We start from the raw sequence: 15,754 nt of genomic DNA on the forward strand, positions 1-15,754 counted from the left end.
GGTCCGGGCACGCGAAATCATCGAAACCATAGCAGCAGTCCATGGAGCGCCGAGGGCTCTCACCGGTCCGCATACGCAGCCGCAACACGGTCGCTACCCGGATACCGCGCTACCGCGCGCACGGGGGACCCCCTGCCGCAGCGACCGACAACGACTGGCTGCCTCACTACAACCACCACCGCCCACACACAAGCCTCGGCGGCCGAACCCCGCACCCGCGTTCACAACCTCCCGGGGAACTACAGCTGGGGCGCAGCGCCGGGGTCTCGGGGCGGCCGATGGGGTTGTGCCACCGGCGGGGTCACCCCGGGGCGGTTGCGGAAGCCGGGCAGATCGATCACCGCCGGTTCGGCCGGACTCGAACGGTGCGGCCGGGCCGGGCGGGTGGCCCGTTCATCCGCCGGGGGCACGATGTCGGGCGCATGCCGGCCATCGGGACCCGGCTGCCGGAACTCGGCCGAACCCGGTTGCGGCCCGGCGGTGGCGGGAGGCCGGTGGTCACCGGGACCCGGAGGCGGTCCGGGCTGCCGGTATTCCACGGACCGGTAGGGCGGGGCCGCGCCCGGATGCGGGTACTCGGTGGACGGATACCGCGGCGTCGGCGGACCGAGGCGGCGGTGCTCGGTGGAGGGATACGCCGGCAGGCCCCGCGTCCCGGGCTGCTGCCGGAAGTCCCCCGAGCCGTACGTCGGAGCGGGTCCGGTCGGTGCCGGATACCGCTGGGCGGGCCGCAATCTGACTCCCGGCGGCCCGCCACGCGGTCCCGGCGGGCGCAGTGCGCGCGCGGCGGCGGTCGCGAATTCGGTACAGCTGAGGAACCGGTCGGCGGGATTCTTGGCCAGCGCCCGCGCGAGGACCTCGTCGAGCCCCGGGGGCAGCCCGGGCCTGATCCGGGTGAGCCGGGGCACCGGCGCGGTCAGATGAGCCTGGATGAGTTCGGCCGGATTGTTGCCGCGATACGGTCCCGAGCCGGTGAGCAGCCAGAACAGGGTGCAGGCCAGTGAGTACTGGTCGCCGCGGTGGTCGAGTTTCGCACCGGTCAGCTGTTCGGGTGCGGCATAGGCCAGGGTCGCGGTGATGGTGTCCGCCGCGGCGATGGTGGTTTCGGCGTCGCGCACGCCCGCGATACCGAAATCGGTGAGCAGAACCCGTTCCGGCTGCCCGATGGGCGGTTTCGCGAGCAGGATGTTGCCGGGTTTCACATCCCGGTGCAGCACCCCGTTGGCGTGCGCGAAGTCCAGGGCTATCCCGGTATCGGCGACGATCTGAACCGCCCGCCGGGGATCGAGAACGTGCAGATCCACCAGTGAGGCGTCCGAACCCGGCACGTACTGCATCGAGATCCACAGCTGTTTGCCCTCCGCGCCGCGGTCGTAGACGGTGACGATATTGGGGTGCTCGAGCCGGCCCGCGAGTTCGGATTCTCGTTCGAAACGCAGGCGGATCTCCCTGTCGGAGTAAAGATCCGGGTTGAGCAGTTTCAGCGCGACCAGCCGCGGGAGCCGCGGGTGCCGGGCGAGGAACACCATTCCCATACCGCCGACGCCCAGCCGCCGCCGGATGGCATAGCCCGCAAAGTCGTCACCGGGCTCGAGCATGGCCGATTCCCCCTCGTCGGGTCGTACGCGTGTCTTCCGGTGTATCTTCCCGCACCGCCCGGGCGCAACACGAGAGCCGGTTGTCGGTTCGGGCCGATAGTCTGGCGCCATGCGCATTGGAGCACATGTCCGCACGGACAGCGACCCGATCGGGTACGGCGAGCGACTCGGCGCCGATGTCGTCCAATTGTTCGTGGTGGATCCACAGAGCTGGGACAAACCCACGCCGCATCCGGCGACCGAGCAGATCCGTGCCAGCCCGATCGATGTCGTGGTCCATTCCTCCTATCAGATCAATGTGGCCAGCACCAACAACCGGCTGCGCATGCCGTCGCGCAACGCGGTGGCCCAGCAGGCGCGGGCGGCGGCCGATCTGGGCGCGTTCGGGCTGGTGGTGCACGGCGGTCATGTGCGCACCGACGACGAGATGGAGGCCGGTTTCGTCAACTGGCGCAAATTGTTCGAGCGCCAGCAGGACAAGGGCGGATTCGCGGTCCCGATCCTGATCGAGAACACCGCCGGCGGCAACCACGCCATGGCCCGGCATTTCGACAATATCGCGCGGCTGTGGGACGCGGTCGGCGAATACGGGGCCGGGTTCTGCCTCGATACCTGTCATGCCTGGGCGGGCGGGGAGGACCTGGTGGGCGTGGTCGAGCGGATCCGCGGCATCACCGGCCGGATCGATCTGGTGCATCTCAATTCCTCCCGGGACGCGTTCGATTCGGGCGCCGACCGGCATGCCAATTTCGCCGAGGGCACCATCGATCCGGATCTGCTCACCGAGGTGTGCCGGACCGCCGACGCACCGGTTGTGCTGGAGACCCCGGCCGAGGGTATCGCCGACGATCTGGCCTACCTGCGCGAACATCTGGGCTAGCGGCACGGGGCTCCCGGCCGACGCCGCGGCCGGACGGGACCAGATCACGACGGTCGCCCGCGCACGGGTGGCGGCAGCGTTGTGATCAGCGCGACCGCAATCCTGTTCGGTGCCGGGGCCCGGTGGTGTGCTCGAGAGGCGAACGATTCCGCTCTCGATCCGTGAGGTGCTCATGACATCCGACAACGCCACCCCCACCACCCTCCCCACCGTGGTCAAGCTCGGGTCCAGGATCGGAGCGCGGATCGACGGGGTGCGGCTGGGCGGTGACCTCGGTCCGGCGGCCGTCGAAACCCTCCGCAAAGCGCTGGTGGAACACAAGGTGATCTTCTTCCGCGGCCAGGACCGGCTCACCGAGGACGGCCAGTACGAGTTCGCCGAACTGCTCGGCAGCCCGACCACCCCGCATCCGACGGTCACCTCGCACGGCGAGAAGACCCTGGCCATCGACTCCGAGTACGGCAGCGCCAACAGCTGGCACACCGATGTGACCTTCGTGGACCGGATCCCGAAGGCGTCGATTCTGCGAGCGGTGACCCTGCCGCCCTACGGCGGCTCCACCACCTGGGCCTCTACCGTGGCCGCCTACGATTCGCTGCCCGAGCCGCTGCGGCTGCTGGCGGAGAACCTGCGGGCGGTGCACACGAATGTCTACGACTATGTGGGCCGCCACGGTGAGCATCCGGACGAGAAGACCAAGGAGCACCGCGCCGAGTTCGAGTCCTCCCTCTACGAAACCGAGCACCCGGTGGTGCGGGTTCATCCGGAGAGCGGCGAGCGCGCGCTGCTGCTCGGCCATTTCGTGCGCAACTTCGTCGGCTTCTCGACCACGGAGTCGCAGGCGCTGTTCCGGATCCTCCAGGACCGGGTGATCCGGCTGGAGAACACGGTGCGCTGGGATTGGCAGCTCGGCGATGTCGCGATCTGGGACAACCGCGCTACCCAGCACTACGCGGTCAACGACTACGACGGACAGCCGCGCCGACTGACCCGGATCACCCTTGCCGGTGATGTCCCGGTGGGTGTCGACGGCCGGCCGAGCACGGTCGTCACCGGTGACGCCGGTCACTACTCGGTGATCGAGGCACCGCGCGCGCTGGCCTCCTGAGCCGGCCGGCTCCCACGGCCGGGCTGTGCGCCGAGGTCCCCCGGGTAAACCCGGGTGCGACCGGCCGCGGGGGCATCCGCCAGACTGGTGGCCATGAACTACTGGCCACCGACAGGTTCGCCCCAGGCGGCACCGGGCGCTCCCGGGGCCTTCCCGGCCGATTCCCGAGCGGCGGGTTGGGTCCGGATCACCACGCGCCGCCTCCGCGGCGGTGGGGCGGGGGTCGCCCGGTGAAACGACGTCGTACTGCCCGCGGCCCCCGCGGCCGCAACCGTCACGAACTGCGGGCCCCCGCGCACCGGCGGCCGACCGTCCACCCGAACCCCGCGGGGCTCAGCGACAAACCCTGTGGCGGCGTGATGTGTGTTCGTCCCGGGCCGGGGCAGCCCGAGGCCGGGTCCTAGTACCGCTGCCCCTGCTCAGCGCATACCCGGCATCCCGGCGAAGAGGAACTCGAACACGGTCGGGTGGTTCTGGTATATCCGGGTGGACGGGATGAACGGATTGACCTCCGAGGTGTCGGTGACCACATAGTCGGCGTGGCTGCCGGGCACCCGGTCCAGGACGCCCGCACAGCGCGGCCCGCCGGTGGCGTTCACCTTGGGTAGGTCGTTGGGGTACTGATAGGCCTCGGCGCCGTACATGAAGCTCGCGTTGAACGAGGCGCCCGGGTTGCGGCCGCCCATCAGGTCGTCGGCCAGCGGCATCGCCTTGGCCAGACCACGTATGACGCAGTCCAGGGAGGGTCTGTAGGCGTCGAGCAGTTCGGTGGTGGGTCGCAGCAGATCGAGCGCGGTGGCCAGGTTCTGTTCGTTCTCGGTCAGGACCGCGCCGGTGGTGTCGGACAGGCCGATCGTATCCAGCAGCAACGCGTCGAAGCTCTGCTCGTTGTCGGTGAGTGTGTGGCCGAGGGCGGTGGCATTGTCCACCGTGCGCAGTAGATCCGGCGCGGTATCGGCGTAGAGGTTCGTCACCGCGGCGGCCGCCTGGAAATCATGCTGGAGCGCGGGGATGCTCGGATTGATCTCGCGTAACAACCGGTCGGCGTTCACCAGCAGGTCGCCGAGTCGCTCGCCGCGCCCCTGGAGCGCGGTCCCCAGCGCGGTGAGCGTGGCATTCAGTTTCGTCGGTTCGACCATGTTCAGGACTTCGGTGAGCCGCTCGAACAGGGTGTTGAATTCGACGGTCACCGATTCGCCGCGCAGCACCTGGCCGGGTCGCAGGCGGCCGGCGGGGTCGGCCGGTTCCAGGAAGTTCACGTATTTGGCACCGAACACCGTGGTGGAGCGAATATCGACCTGAGCGTTGCCGGGGACCAGGCGCATGAGGTCGGGGTTTATATCGAGTTCGAGGCGGACCTCCCCGTTACCGGATTCGATCTTTCCGACCCGGCCGACCTCCGCGCCCCGGAATTTCACCTTGGCGCCGGGATCCATCACGAGCCCGCTGCGCGGGACCACGACCGTCACCGGTTCCTTCGGCGTGAACCCGCCGAAGAACATGACCAGCGAGAAGACCACGGCCGAGGCGATGACCAGCACCATCCCCAGCGCCGCGAGCTTGTACTGCACGGCGGCCCAGAGCTTGTGCCGTGTCGTTGTCGGCCGATCGGACCGATTGTGTATCGGTACCACCACTCACCTGCCTCGAACCGTTCGGCACCCCGGCGTGCCGAACTGAGCCGGATTTATGTCCAGACAGTTGTCCATGTTATGGCCGATTCAAGCCGGGCGGGCGGTTTTCACCGATCACGTCCGGATTCCGCCGTATCACACCGTTTTCGCAGGTAGAAAGTGAAAAAGGCCCGCTCACCACTGGGTGAGCGGGCCTCGATCATAAGCCGTTACGGCGTCGGTTACAGCGCTTTCTCGATCGCCGCGACCAGCGTGTCCGCGTCCGGTGTGGTGGTGGGCCGGAAACGCCCCACGACACTCCCGTCCCGGTCGATCAGGAACTTCTCGAAGTTCCACTGCACATCACCGGCCGCGCCGTCGGCGTCGGGGGTTTCGATGATCTCCCGGTACAGCGGATGCCGGCCGTCGCCGTTCACCTCGACCTTCTCCAGCAGGGGGAAGTCCACACCGTAGGTGGTGGAACAGAACTGCTGGATCTCCTCGGCGCTGCCCGGTTCCTGCCCCATGAACTGGTTGCACGGCACACCGACCACGCTGAAACCGCGATCACCGTAGTTCTTCTGCAGTTCGACCAACCCGGTGTACTGCGGTGTGAGACCGCATTTCGACGCGACGTTGACCAGCAGCACCACCCGGTCGCCGACCAGCTCGCCGAGCGTGGACGCCGAACCCGACAGCGTGTTCACCGGAATATCTCGAATGTTCATTCGTACCGCACCTGCCAACTCTTGATTCCGTTGATCCACCCCGATCGCAACCGTACCGGATCGGAAACGGATTCAAGGTCGGGCATGGCGTCGGCGATCGCGTTGAACATCAGGTCGATTTCCAGCCGGGCCAGATTGGCGCCCACACAGTAATGGGTGCCGGTACCGCCGAACCCGACATGCGGATTCGGATCGCGCAGGATATCGAACGTGAACGGTTCGTCGAATCCCCTTTCGTCGAAATTGGCCGAGCTGTAGAACAGTCCGAGGCGCTGTCCCTTCTTGATCTCCTGCCCGCCCAGGACGTGGTCGGCGGTGGCGGTGCGCTGGAACGCGGTCACCGGCGTGGCCCAGCGCACGATCTCGTCCGGCGCGGTCCGCGGCCGCTGCTCCCGGTACAACGCCCACTGCTCCGGGTTGTCCACGAACGCCTTCATTCCGTGGGTGATGGCATTGCGGGTGGTCTCGTTACCGGCCACCGCGAGCAGGATGACGAAGAAACCGAACTCGTCGGAGGCCAGCCCCTCCCCGTCGACATCGGCGTTGACCAGCTGGGTGACGATATCGTCGGCCGGACACGATCGCCGCTGTTCGGCCATGTTCCAGGCGTAGCCGAGGATTTCCGCCGAGGCGACCGTCGGGTCGCCGTATTCGGGATCGTCGTAGTTGAGCATCTGGTTCGACCAGTCGAACACCTTGCGCCGGTCCTCCTGCGGGACCCCGAGCAGTTCGGCGATCGCCTGCAGGGGCAGTTCGCAGGCGACCTGGGTGACGAAATCGCCGCCGCCGCTCTTCTTCGCCTCGTGCACGATGCGGTGCGCGCGCTCGGTGAGCGCCGCGCGCAGACCCTCCACCGCCCGCGGAGTGAACCCCTTGGAGATGATCCGCCGCACCTTGGAATGCTTCGGAGGGTCCATGTTCACCAGCAGCGCTTCGGTGAGTTGCATCTGGTCGGGGGTGATATCACCGGGCAGCCGGACGATGGACCCCTTCTGCTGCGAGGAGTACAGCTCCGGATTGCGGGACAGTTCCTTGACGTCCTCCAGCGTGCTGACCACCCAGTAGCCGCCGTCGTTGAAACCACCCGAGGTTTCGTCGGATTGGGCGTTCCACCACACCGGCGCCGTTCGGCGCAGCAGGGCGAATTCCTCGACCGGACTGCGATCGGCCCACAGTGCGGGGTCGGTGAAATCGAAACCCGGGGGCAGTGCGGTTGTCATCAGGCGTCCTTTCCTTCTTCCGGGAGCGGTCGCAGCGGCGCTTCCGGCTGCACCTCGACCAGCACGAGATGGGCACCCCGCGGGGTACCCACAACCGCGGACACCGCCCGGGCCAGATCGGAGGCCCGCAGCATGTACGGATGCCGCGCCAGCCCCCAGGCCTGCCAGGACTCCAGCAGCGGTCCCACCACCTCGGGTGAGGCATTCATGCCCATCCCGGTGACGGTCGGGCCGGGCCGGACCAGCGAGGCCCGGATACCGGTGCCCTCGAGTTCCATCCGCAGCTGCTGCACCATCGCCTCGACTCCGGCCTTGGCGGCGCTGTAGGCCCCGTTCCACGGCCGTGGCAGCGGCGCGCAGTCGGAACTGATCAGCACCACATCGCCACGCCGGCGGGCCAGCATGCCGGACAGCACCGCGTGGGCCATCCGGTGCGCGCCGATCAGATGGATCTGCACCTGATGGGCGAAATCGGCCGGGTCCATGTCCTGGATGAGGGCGAATTCGATATCACCCGCCCCGGAGACCAGGATCTCGGTGGGCCCGATGGCCGCCTCGGCCGCGGCGACGAATTCGTCCACCGACGCCTGGTCGGTCACATCGAGGCGGTGGGCGAACGCGGTACCGCCGTCGGCCCGGATCTTCCCGGCCAGATCTTCCAGGATCTCCACCCGGCGCGCGCCGAGCGCCACCGGATGGCCCTGCGCGGCGAGCTCCACCGCGGTGGCGGCACCGATACCCGACGAGGCACCGGCCACAATGGTCGGCCGCTTCTCGGGATGAGGTTCGAACCTGGGCATCTACCGCACCTCCACGGTGATCGGGAGCTTGGCGAAGCCCCGCACATTGGACGAGTGCACGCGGACGAAGTCGTCCTCGCGCACCCGGTAGGACTGCACCCGCGCGGCGAATTCGCGCAGCGCGACCGTTGCTTCCAGGCGGGCCAGATGCGCGCCCAGGCAGAAATGCACACCGGCACCGAAGCTGGCCAGATTGCCCTTCTCGGCGCGATCGAGATCGTAGGCGTCGGCATTGTCGAACACTTCGCCGTCCCGGTTGGCCGAACCGATCAGCAGCAGCACCTTGGACCCCGCCGGGACGACCCGGCCGTGGTACTCCAGATCCTCGGTGGCCGTCCGCGCGACGATCTGGCTGGAGGTGTCGTAGCGCAGGGTCTCCTCGACCCAGTCCGGGACCCGGTCCGGGTCGGCGGCGACCTTGGCGTATTCCGCCGGGTTGCGGCCGGCCCAGTACAGGGCGTTGCCCAGCAGTTTGGTGGTGGTCTCGTTCCCGGCCACCACCATCAGGAACATGAAGCCGATGATCTCGTCGTCGGTGAGCCGGTCGCCGTCGATCTCGGCCCCGAGCAGCGCGGAAGTGAGGTCGTCGGTGGGGTTCTCCCGGCGCTGCGCGACCATCTCCGAGTAGTAGACCACCAGGTTCAGCGAGGCCTCGATCGCCGAATCCGGGACATCGGTCACCCCGTCCTCGCGGTGCATGACCATATCGGCCATATGGCGGATCTCGTCGCGGTCGGCGGCCGGGACACCCAGCAGCTCGGAGATGACGTCCATCGGCAGTTTGCCCGCGAAGTCCTGGATCCAGTCGAAGTCACCGCGCTCGAGCGCCGGTTCCAGATATTCGAGCGTCAGTTCCCGGATGCGGGTCTCCATATCGGCCACCCGCTTGGGGGTGAAACCTTTGAACACCAGCTTGCGCATCCGCATATGCCGGGGATCGTCCATGGCGAGGAACGACATGGTCTTGTGCGCGTGCGGCCCCCAGGCCGCGGGGTCGAGCGAGACCCCGTTGGCATTCGACAGCGCGGCGGCATTGCGGAATCCCGCGGTGACATCCGCGTGCCGCGACAGCGCGTAGAAGTCGAGTTCGGCGTTGTAGTAGAGCGGCGCCTCCGCGCGCAGCCGGGCGTAGACCGGGTACGGGTCTTCGTGGAAGACGTAGTCGTAGGGATCGAACGTCACCGGCTCCAACGATGCGGCCGTCATCGGACCCACCTCTGTTTCGATAACGAGTTCTCGCCGGGCGCGACCGATCGGCCGCCTGGGGGAGACACATAGCTGGACATGTGTCTGGACGGTACCAGCGGCGCGCCCCCGCGACAATGATCGTACGGGAATCGACTGCTCAGAAGCATCGACACAGCCGCGATCGATAGCAATCCGGCCCACCACTCCCCACTTCACCGAGTGTGCGGCACGATCAGCACTGAGCACCGAACGATAGAACCCGTTCTTGCACTCGCGAAAGAGTCCGGACTATATTCCATACACCTGTCCAGACAGTATTGGGGTCTTTCATGAACAGTCTTCTGCCCGGCGACAGTTCTCGACTGCTGATCGGCGGCAGCCTCGTGCCCGGCGGCAACGGCGTGTTCGAGAATGTGAACCCGGCGACCGAGGAGGTCATCGGCACCGCGGCCGACGCGGACGCCGCCGATATGAACGCCGCCATCGCCGCCGCACGCACCGCCTTCGACGACACCGAGTGGTCCCGTGACCACGCGTTCCGGGTGCGCTGCCTGGAGCAGTTGCAGGCCGGCCTGAAGGCGCACGCGGAGGAACTGCGCGAGATCACCGTGGCCGAGGTGGGCGCGCCGATCATGTTCACCAGCGGACCCCAGCTCGAGGGCCCCGTCGAGGACCTGAGCTTCGCCACGCGACTGGCCGCGAACTACGAATGGGAAACCGAACTGGGCGTGGCCGCGCCGATGGGAATCAGCACCCATCGGGCGTTGCGCCGCGAAGCGGTCGGTGTGGTCGGCGCGATCACCCCGTGGAACTTCCCGCACCAGATCAACTTCGCGAAACTGGGCCCGGCGCTGGCGGCAGGCAACACCATCGTCCTCAAGCCCGCCCCCGACACCCCGTGGTGCGCGGCGGCGCTGGCCTCGATCATCACCGAGGAGACCGAGATTCCGCCCGGGGTGGTCAATATCGTCACCTCGGCCGATCACGGCCTGGGTGCTCAGCTCTCCGGTGATCCGCGGGTCGACCTCATCAGTTTCACCGGGTCCACCAACACCGGGCGGGCCGTGATGGCCGCGGCCGCGGCCAATCTCAAGAAGACCTTCCTCGAACTCGGCGGCAAATCGGCGTTCATCGTGCTCGACGACGCCGACCTCGCCACCGCGGTGAGCTACGCCGGATTCTCGCTGTGCGTCCACGCCGGCCAGGGCTGCGCCCTGTCCACCCGCCTGCTCGTACCGCGGCACAAATACGAGGAGGCGCTCGAGGCCGCCGCGAGAACCATGCGCGGTATCCGCCCCGGCGACCCGACGAACCCCGGCACCGTCTGCGGTCCGGTGATCTCCGACCGGCAGCGCACCCGGGTCCTCGGCTATATCGACTCCGCCCGCGCCGACGGCGGGCGGATCGTGGCCGGTGGCGGCCGCCCGGCCGAACACGAGCGTGGTTTCTACGTCGAGCCCACCGTCATCGCCGACCTGGACAACAGCGCCAAGGCCGCCCAGGAGGAGATCTTCGGCCCGGTCCTGGTGGTACTCCCCTACGACGGCGACGACGACGCGATCCGGATCGCCAACGACTCCCCCTACGGCCTGTCCGGCGCGGTGTGGGGGAAGGACCCCGAGCGGATCCGCCGGGTCACCGACCGGGTGCGCACCGGCACGCTCGGCGTCAACGGCGGGATGTGGTACAGCGCCGACGCGCCCTTCGGCGGCTACAAACAGTCCGGTATCGGCCGCGAGATGGGCGTCGCCGGGTTCGAGGAGTACCTGGAGACCAAACTCGTCGCCACCGCGCAGTAGTCGCGCGGCCGGCCCCACAGCAGCGGAACCTTTTCCGACCAAGCTTTCCCGATCAACGAGGAGCTCATCCCATGGCTCGTTTCACCGGTAGGACCGCCATCGTCACCGGCGCCGCCCGCGGTATCGGCGAGGTCTACGCGCAGGCGCTGGCCGCCGAGGGCGCGTCGGTCGTCGTCGCGGATCTGAACGAAGAGGGCGGTACCGCCGTCGCCGAGAAGATCGTGGCCGACGGCGGTACCGCGTCGTTCCACACCGTCGACGTCTCGGACCCGGACTCGGCGAAGGCACTGGCCGACTTCACCGTCGAGAAGTACGGCAGGATCGACCATCTGGTGAACAACGCCGCCATCTACGGCGGGATGAAACTCGATCTGCTGCTCACCGTGCCGTGGGACTACTACAAGAAGTTCATGTCGGTGAATCTCGACGGCGCCCTGGTGATGACGCGCGCCGTCTGGGAGAACATGGCCGCGAACGGCGGCGGTTCGATCGTCAACCAGTCCTCCACCGCGGCCTGGGTGTACTCCGGCTTCTACGGTCTGGCGAAGGTCGGGATCAACGGTCTCACCCAGCAGCTGGCCACCGAACTCGGCGGCTCGAATATCCGGGTCAACGCGATCGCCCCCGGCCCCACCGATACCGAGGCCACCAAGACCACCACGCCCGCGAGCATGGTCGAGGATATGGTGAACCGGCTGCCGCTCAAGCGGATGGGCACGCCCGACGATATGGCCGGCGCCCTGCTCTACCTGCTTTCCGACGACGCCTCCTGGGTCACCGGGCAGATCTTCTGCGTCGACGGCGGCCAGGTGATCCGCTAGTGAGCGCGGACTCCGCCGGCAGCACCCGGGTCGGTTTCATCGGCCTGGGTGATATGGGCGGGCCGATGGCGAAGAAACTACTGGACTGGTCCGGCGGTCTCACCGTCTGCGATACCCGGCCCGAGGCAGTGGAGCCGTTCACCGCCGCGGGCGCCGAGGCCGCCGCCACCGCGGCCGAACTGGCCGCGAAATGCGGGGTCATCAGTATCGCGGTGGTGAACGACCGGCAAGTCCGCGCCGTGCTCACCGGCGAGAACGGGATTTTGAGCACCGCCGCGCCGGGCACCGTGGTGGCCGTGCACTCCACCATCGGCGACGAGTCCGCGGTGGAATTTGCCCGGCTTTGCGCCGAGCGCGGCGTGCACCTGGTCGACGCCCCGATCAGCGGCGGAGCCGCGGGCGCGAACAGCGGCCGACTGGCCGTGATGATCGGCGGCAGCGCCGAGGCGGTCGCGGTGGTACGCGAACCGTTCGGCTGCTTCGCCGATATGGTGGTGCACGCCGGCGAGGTCGGGGCCGGCACCCGCATGAAACTGGCCCGCAATATGCTGCATTTCATCTCGTTCACCGCCGCCACCGAGGCACAGCGGCTGGCCGAGGCGGCCGGGCTCGATATCACCGCGCTGGGCAAGGTGGTCCGCCACTCCGACGCGGTGACCGGCGGGGCGGGTTCGATCATGCTGCGTGACACCACCGCCCCCATCGAAGAGGGCGATTTCTGGTTGCCGATCCTGACCCATGTCCGGGAGCTCGGGGAGAAGGACCTGTCCCTGGCTCTCGACCTGGGCGGCCGGGTCGGCGCCGAACTCCCCTTGGCCGCGCTGGCGCTGACCCGCCTCGGCGAGGGGCTGGGCGTCGGGCGGGGTGAGATCGCCACCACGCGAGACGGAGCCGCCACGCCGCAAGACGCCCCCACCGCTGAGCGGGACGACCACTCCACCCCCGCATCGGGACGTGCCACCATCGCCGCACAGCAGGCCGCCCCGGGAACCCCGGCAGCCGGCGCGCAGAACGACAGTAAGGAATCCGAATAATGGCCGATCCCACCTCTCTCCGACCGTTACCCGCCGCCGAGGTCACCGAGTGGGACCGCACCGCCGATGTGGTCGTGGCCGGCTACGGGATCGCCGGTGTCTGCGCCGCGATCGAGGCGGCCCGGGCCGGGTCGAACGTGCTGATCCTGGAGCGCACCAGCGGCTGGGGCGGTGCGGCGGCACTGGCCGGCGGTTTCATCTACCTCGGCGGCGGCACGCCGTTGCAGAAGGCACTCGGTTTCGCGGACAGCCCGGAGAACATGGAGAAGTTCATGGTCGCCGCGCTGGGGCCGGGGGCGGACCGCGCGAAGATCGCCGACTACTGCCGCGGCAGTGTCGAACACTATGAATGGCTGGTCGCCAACGGGGTGCCCTTCAAAGAGGAGTTCTGGGGCGAACCCGGCTGGGAACCCCCGCACGACGAGGGACTGATGTATTCCGGCGGGGAGAACGCGGCCCCGTTCAACACCGTCGCCGACCCCGCCCCGCGCGGCCACGTCCCGCAGATGAGCAATAAGCGGACCGGGTCCAAAGGCGGCGGCTACATGCTGATGAAACCGCTGGCCGAAACCGCCGAGAAGCTCGGTGTCGCCGCCGAATACGACACCCGGATCCAGCGCCTGATCGTCGACGGTGATCGGGTCGTCGGCGTGGTCGCCAAACAGTACGGCAAGGAACTGACCATCCGGGCCGAGCGTGGGGTCGTCCTGGCCACCGGCAGTTTCGCCTATCACGACCAGATGATCGAAGGTTTCGCGCCGCGGCTCATCGGCCGCCCGGGCGCCGCCATCGAGGAACACGACGGGATCGCCATCCGGATCGCGCAGGCACTCGGCGCCGATCTCGCCCATATGGACGCCACCGAGGTCGCGTTCTTCGGTGATCCACAGATGATGGCGCGCGGCATCCTGGTGAACGGCCGCGGCCAGCGCTACGTCCCGGAGGACACCTATCCCGGCCGGATCGGGCAGATGACCCTGTTCCACCAGGAGAACCAGGCGTTCCTGATCATCGGCGAGGCCGCCTACGAGGAATCGCTGACCACCGAGACCTCCACTCCGTTCTTCCGCCAGCCGCCGACCTGGGCGGCGGAGACGATCGCCGAACTCGAATCCGATATCGGCCTCCCCGAGCTGGCCCTGCAGACCACGGTCGAGCTGTACAACAAGCACGCCGCGAACGGTCAGGACCCGCTGCTGGGCAAGAAAGCGGAGTGGACGAAACCGCTGGAGGGCCCCTTCGCCGCGTTCGATATGCGCGGCTTCACCGCGGGATTCACCCTGGGCGGTCTGCGTACCGATCTGGATTCCCGGGTCCTGCACGTGAACGGTGAACCCATTCCCGGATTGTTCGCCGCCGGTCGCTGCACCTCCGGCGTCTGCGCGGGCGGATACGCCAGCGGGACCTCGCTGGGTGACGGCAGTTTCTACGGCCGCCGGGCCGGGATTACGGCCGCGAAGAACTGAAACGGTACCTTTAGACACATGTCCGAAGGTGAACCCGTCGTCGTGGAGGCGACCCGTCGGCGGCTGTCCGCGAAACAAGCCGATACGGTCGACAAACTGACGAAGGCCGCGGTGGAGGTGCTGACCCGCGAGGGGTTCGCGGGAATGACCATCCGCATGGTCGCCGCCGCGGCCGGGGTCGGCACCGCCACCGCGTACACCTATTTCTCGTCGAAGGAACATCTGGTCGCCGAGATCTTCTGGCGGCGGCTGGTGGCGGCGCCTTCACCGGTCAGCGAGGACCCCGATCCCACGGTCCGGGTGGTGGCCGAGCTGCGTGCCATCGCCATGCTGGTCGCCGACGACCAGGAGGTCTCCGGCGCGGTCACCAGTGCCATGCTCGGCCGCGACCCCGACGTCGCCCATCTGCGCGCCCGCATCGGCCTGGAGATCCGCACCCGTATCGAGCGCGCGCTGGGGCCCGACCCGGACCCCGAGGTGGTCGTCTCGCTGGAACTGGTCTACGCGGGCGCACTCGTCCGGGCCGGTATGGGCTACGCCTCCTACGCCGATATCGCCGACCTCATCGAGAAATCCGCGCTGTTGATCCTGCGCTGAGCATCGGAGCTTCGAGAAGTGAACAACCGGCCCAAACAGCTCGACTCGTCCTTCGTGCCGACTGTCATCAAGTACATGTCCAAGGTGAACACCTGGGCCTACCGGAAAACCGGCGGCCGGATCGGGGGCACCTGGCGCGTCGGGGCGGGTTTCCGCAAACCGGTGCCCACGCTGCTGCTGGAACACACCGGCCGCAAATCCGGTAAGCGGTTCACGGTGCCGCTGCTGTTCCTGCGCGACGACGCGAACATCATCGTGGTCGCCTCGCAGGGCGGGCTGCCGAAGAACCCGCAGTGGTACTACAACCTGGTCGCGCAGCCGGATACCACCGTGCAGATCGGCAAGGACCGTATCCCGGTCAGGGCCCGCCTCGCCGACGATGCCGAACGCGACCGGCTGTGGCCGAAACTGCTCGAACTGTACGCGGATTTCGACAACTACCAGTCGTGGACCGAACGCCGTATCCCGGTGTTCGTGCTGGAGCCCCGCACTACCTGACGGTTCAGAGGGTCCCGTCCGGTGCCGGCCACCGTTCACTCGGTCGCCGTGGTGAGCACCGCACCGAGGCCGGCTCCGGGCCGGTATCGCCCGTGGGCCGGCAACGCTCTGGGAAGTTCCGCCGGACTCCGCGCACACATCGAGATCGCCCGCACCTACCTCCCATCCGGCAGCAGGCCGCCGTCCGTGCCACCACGGAATCGCGGTGCGGACGGCGGCTGCTCGTACCGGCGCCAGGGCTCACCGACCGGATTTCGGCGGCACGCTTCACGGTGGAGTGCGTTGCGCGCAGGTTCGGGCAATCGGACCGCCGCGGCAGCCCTGGGGCCCGGACCCTCGGCCATCACCTCGCGGAGGTGCGAAACGCGCCGACTCGGCGGCACCCGTGCGGGCATCGCCGAATC

At 68.1% G+C, this 15,754-nt stretch carries 14 protein-coding genes and 1 pseudogene; 9 read left to right on the forward strand and 6 right to left on the reverse strand.

What is annotated here, in order from left to right; genetic code table 11:
• Positions 1–134 precede the first annotated feature (134 nt).
• Positions 135–231: pseudogene (locus ABZV91_RS10145) on the forward strand (integrase core domain-containing protein); the annotation flags it as partial.
• An 8-nt stretch (positions 232–239) separates the two neighbouring features.
• Here the strand turns inward: ABZV91_RS10145 and ABZV91_RS10150 are convergent.
• A complete protein-coding gene (locus ABZV91_RS10150; RefSeq protein WP_355238331.1) occupies positions 240–1,598 on the reverse strand; it encodes a protein kinase in 1,359 nt (452 codons plus the stop codon).
• A 109-nt stretch (positions 1,599–1,707) separates the two neighbouring features.
• On the opposite strand from ABZV91_RS10150, the gene ABZV91_RS10155 reads away from it, so the two are divergent.
• The gene (locus ABZV91_RS10155) at positions 1,708–2,478 is read left to right on the forward strand and encodes a deoxyribonuclease IV (RefSeq protein ID WP_355238333.1); all 771 of its coding nucleotides are present in this window, start codon (positions 1,708–1,710) and stop codon (positions 2,476–2,478) included.
• Between the two features lie 172 nt (positions 2,479–2,650).
• The gene (locus tag ABZV91_RS10160) at positions 2,651–3,586 is read left to right on the forward strand and encodes a TauD/TfdA family dioxygenase (RefSeq protein WP_355238336.1); all 936 of its coding nucleotides are present in this window, start codon (positions 2,651–2,653) and stop codon (positions 3,584–3,586) included.
• A 419-nt stretch (positions 3,587–4,005) separates the two neighbouring features.
• Here the strand turns inward: ABZV91_RS10160 and ABZV91_RS10165 are convergent, their stop codons facing one another.
• The 5 genes from ABZV91_RS10165 to ABZV91_RS10185 all read right to left on the reverse strand — a co-directional run bounded on the left by ABZV91_RS10165 (position 4,006) and on the right by ABZV91_RS10185 (position 9,153).
• Positions 4,006–5,157, reverse strand: coding sequence for an MCE family protein (locus tag ABZV91_RS10165; RefSeq protein ID WP_355238339.1), 1,152 nt, complete (start codon positions 5,155–5,157; stop codon positions 4,006–4,008).
• 284 nt (positions 5,158–5,441) lie between these two features.
• Positions 5,442–5,927 carry a glutathione peroxidase gene (locus tag ABZV91_RS10170; protein WP_355238342.1) on the reverse strand — a complete coding sequence of 162 codons (486 nt, stop codon included), beginning with the start codon at positions 5,925–5,927 and terminating at the stop codon, positions 5,442–5,444.
• A complete protein-coding gene (locus tag ABZV91_RS10175) occupies positions 5,924–7,150 on the reverse strand; it encodes a cytochrome P450 (RefSeq protein ID WP_355238491.1) in 1,227 nt (408 codons plus the stop codon). The genes ABZV91_RS10170 and ABZV91_RS10175 overlap by 4 nt, the downstream gene beginning before the upstream one ends.
• The gene (locus ABZV91_RS10180) at positions 7,147–7,947 is read right to left on the reverse strand and encodes an SDR family oxidoreductase (RefSeq protein WP_355238345.1); all 801 of its coding nucleotides are present in this window, start codon (positions 7,945–7,947) and stop codon (positions 7,147–7,149) included. Before ABZV91_RS10180 ends, ABZV91_RS10175 begins: the two co-directional genes overlap by 4 nt.
• Positions 7,948–9,153 (reverse strand): cytochrome P450, encoded by a 1,206-nt coding sequence (locus tag ABZV91_RS10185; protein WP_355238348.1) that lies wholly within the window; start codon positions 9,151–9,153, stop codon positions 7,948–7,950.
• A 311-nt stretch (positions 9,154–9,464) separates the two neighbouring features.
• Between ABZV91_RS10185 and ABZV91_RS10190 the strand changes: the two genes are divergently transcribed.
• The 6 genes from ABZV91_RS10190 to ABZV91_RS10215 all read left to right on the forward strand — a co-directional run bounded on the left by ABZV91_RS10190 (position 9,465) and on the right by ABZV91_RS10215 (position 15,350).
• Positions 9,465–10,934 (forward strand): aldehyde dehydrogenase, encoded by a 1,470-nt coding sequence (locus ABZV91_RS10190; RefSeq protein ID WP_355238351.1) that lies wholly within the window; start codon positions 9,465–9,467, stop codon positions 10,932–10,934.
• A 71-nt stretch (positions 10,935–11,005) separates the two neighbouring features.
• Positions 11,006–11,755: an SDR family oxidoreductase gene (locus tag ABZV91_RS10195; RefSeq protein WP_355238354.1), complete on the forward strand. Its 750-nt coding sequence runs from the start codon at positions 11,006–11,008 to the stop codon at positions 11,753–11,755.
• Complete coding sequence (locus tag ABZV91_RS10200; RefSeq protein ID WP_355238357.1) at positions 11,755–12,789, forward strand: NAD(P)-dependent oxidoreductase; 1,035 nt, start codon at positions 11,755–11,757, stop codon at positions 12,787–12,789. Before ABZV91_RS10195 ends, ABZV91_RS10200 begins: the two co-directional genes overlap by 1 nt.
• On the forward strand, positions 12,789–14,255 hold the full coding sequence (locus tag ABZV91_RS10205; protein WP_355238360.1) for an FAD-dependent oxidoreductase: 1,467 nt from the start codon (positions 12,789–12,791) through the stop codon (positions 14,253–14,255). Before ABZV91_RS10200 ends, ABZV91_RS10205 begins: the two co-directional genes overlap by 1 nt.
• An 18-nt stretch (positions 14,256–14,273) precedes the next feature.
• On the forward strand, positions 14,274–14,852 hold the full coding sequence (locus ABZV91_RS10210) for a TetR family transcriptional regulator (RefSeq protein ID WP_030523303.1): 579 nt from the start codon (positions 14,274–14,276) through the stop codon (positions 14,850–14,852).
• 75 nt (positions 14,853–14,927) lie between these two features.
• Positions 14,928–15,350, forward strand: coding sequence for a nitroreductase family deazaflavin-dependent oxidoreductase (locus ABZV91_RS10215; RefSeq protein WP_355238494.1), 423 nt, complete (start codon positions 14,928–14,930; stop codon positions 15,348–15,350).
• The last annotated feature ends 404 nt before the right edge of the window (positions 15,351–15,754 follow it).

The organism is Nocardia sp. NPDC004568 (assembly GCF_040609955.1).
Classification (GTDB): domain Bacteria; phylum Actinomycetota; class Actinomycetes; order Mycobacteriales; family Mycobacteriaceae; genus Nocardia.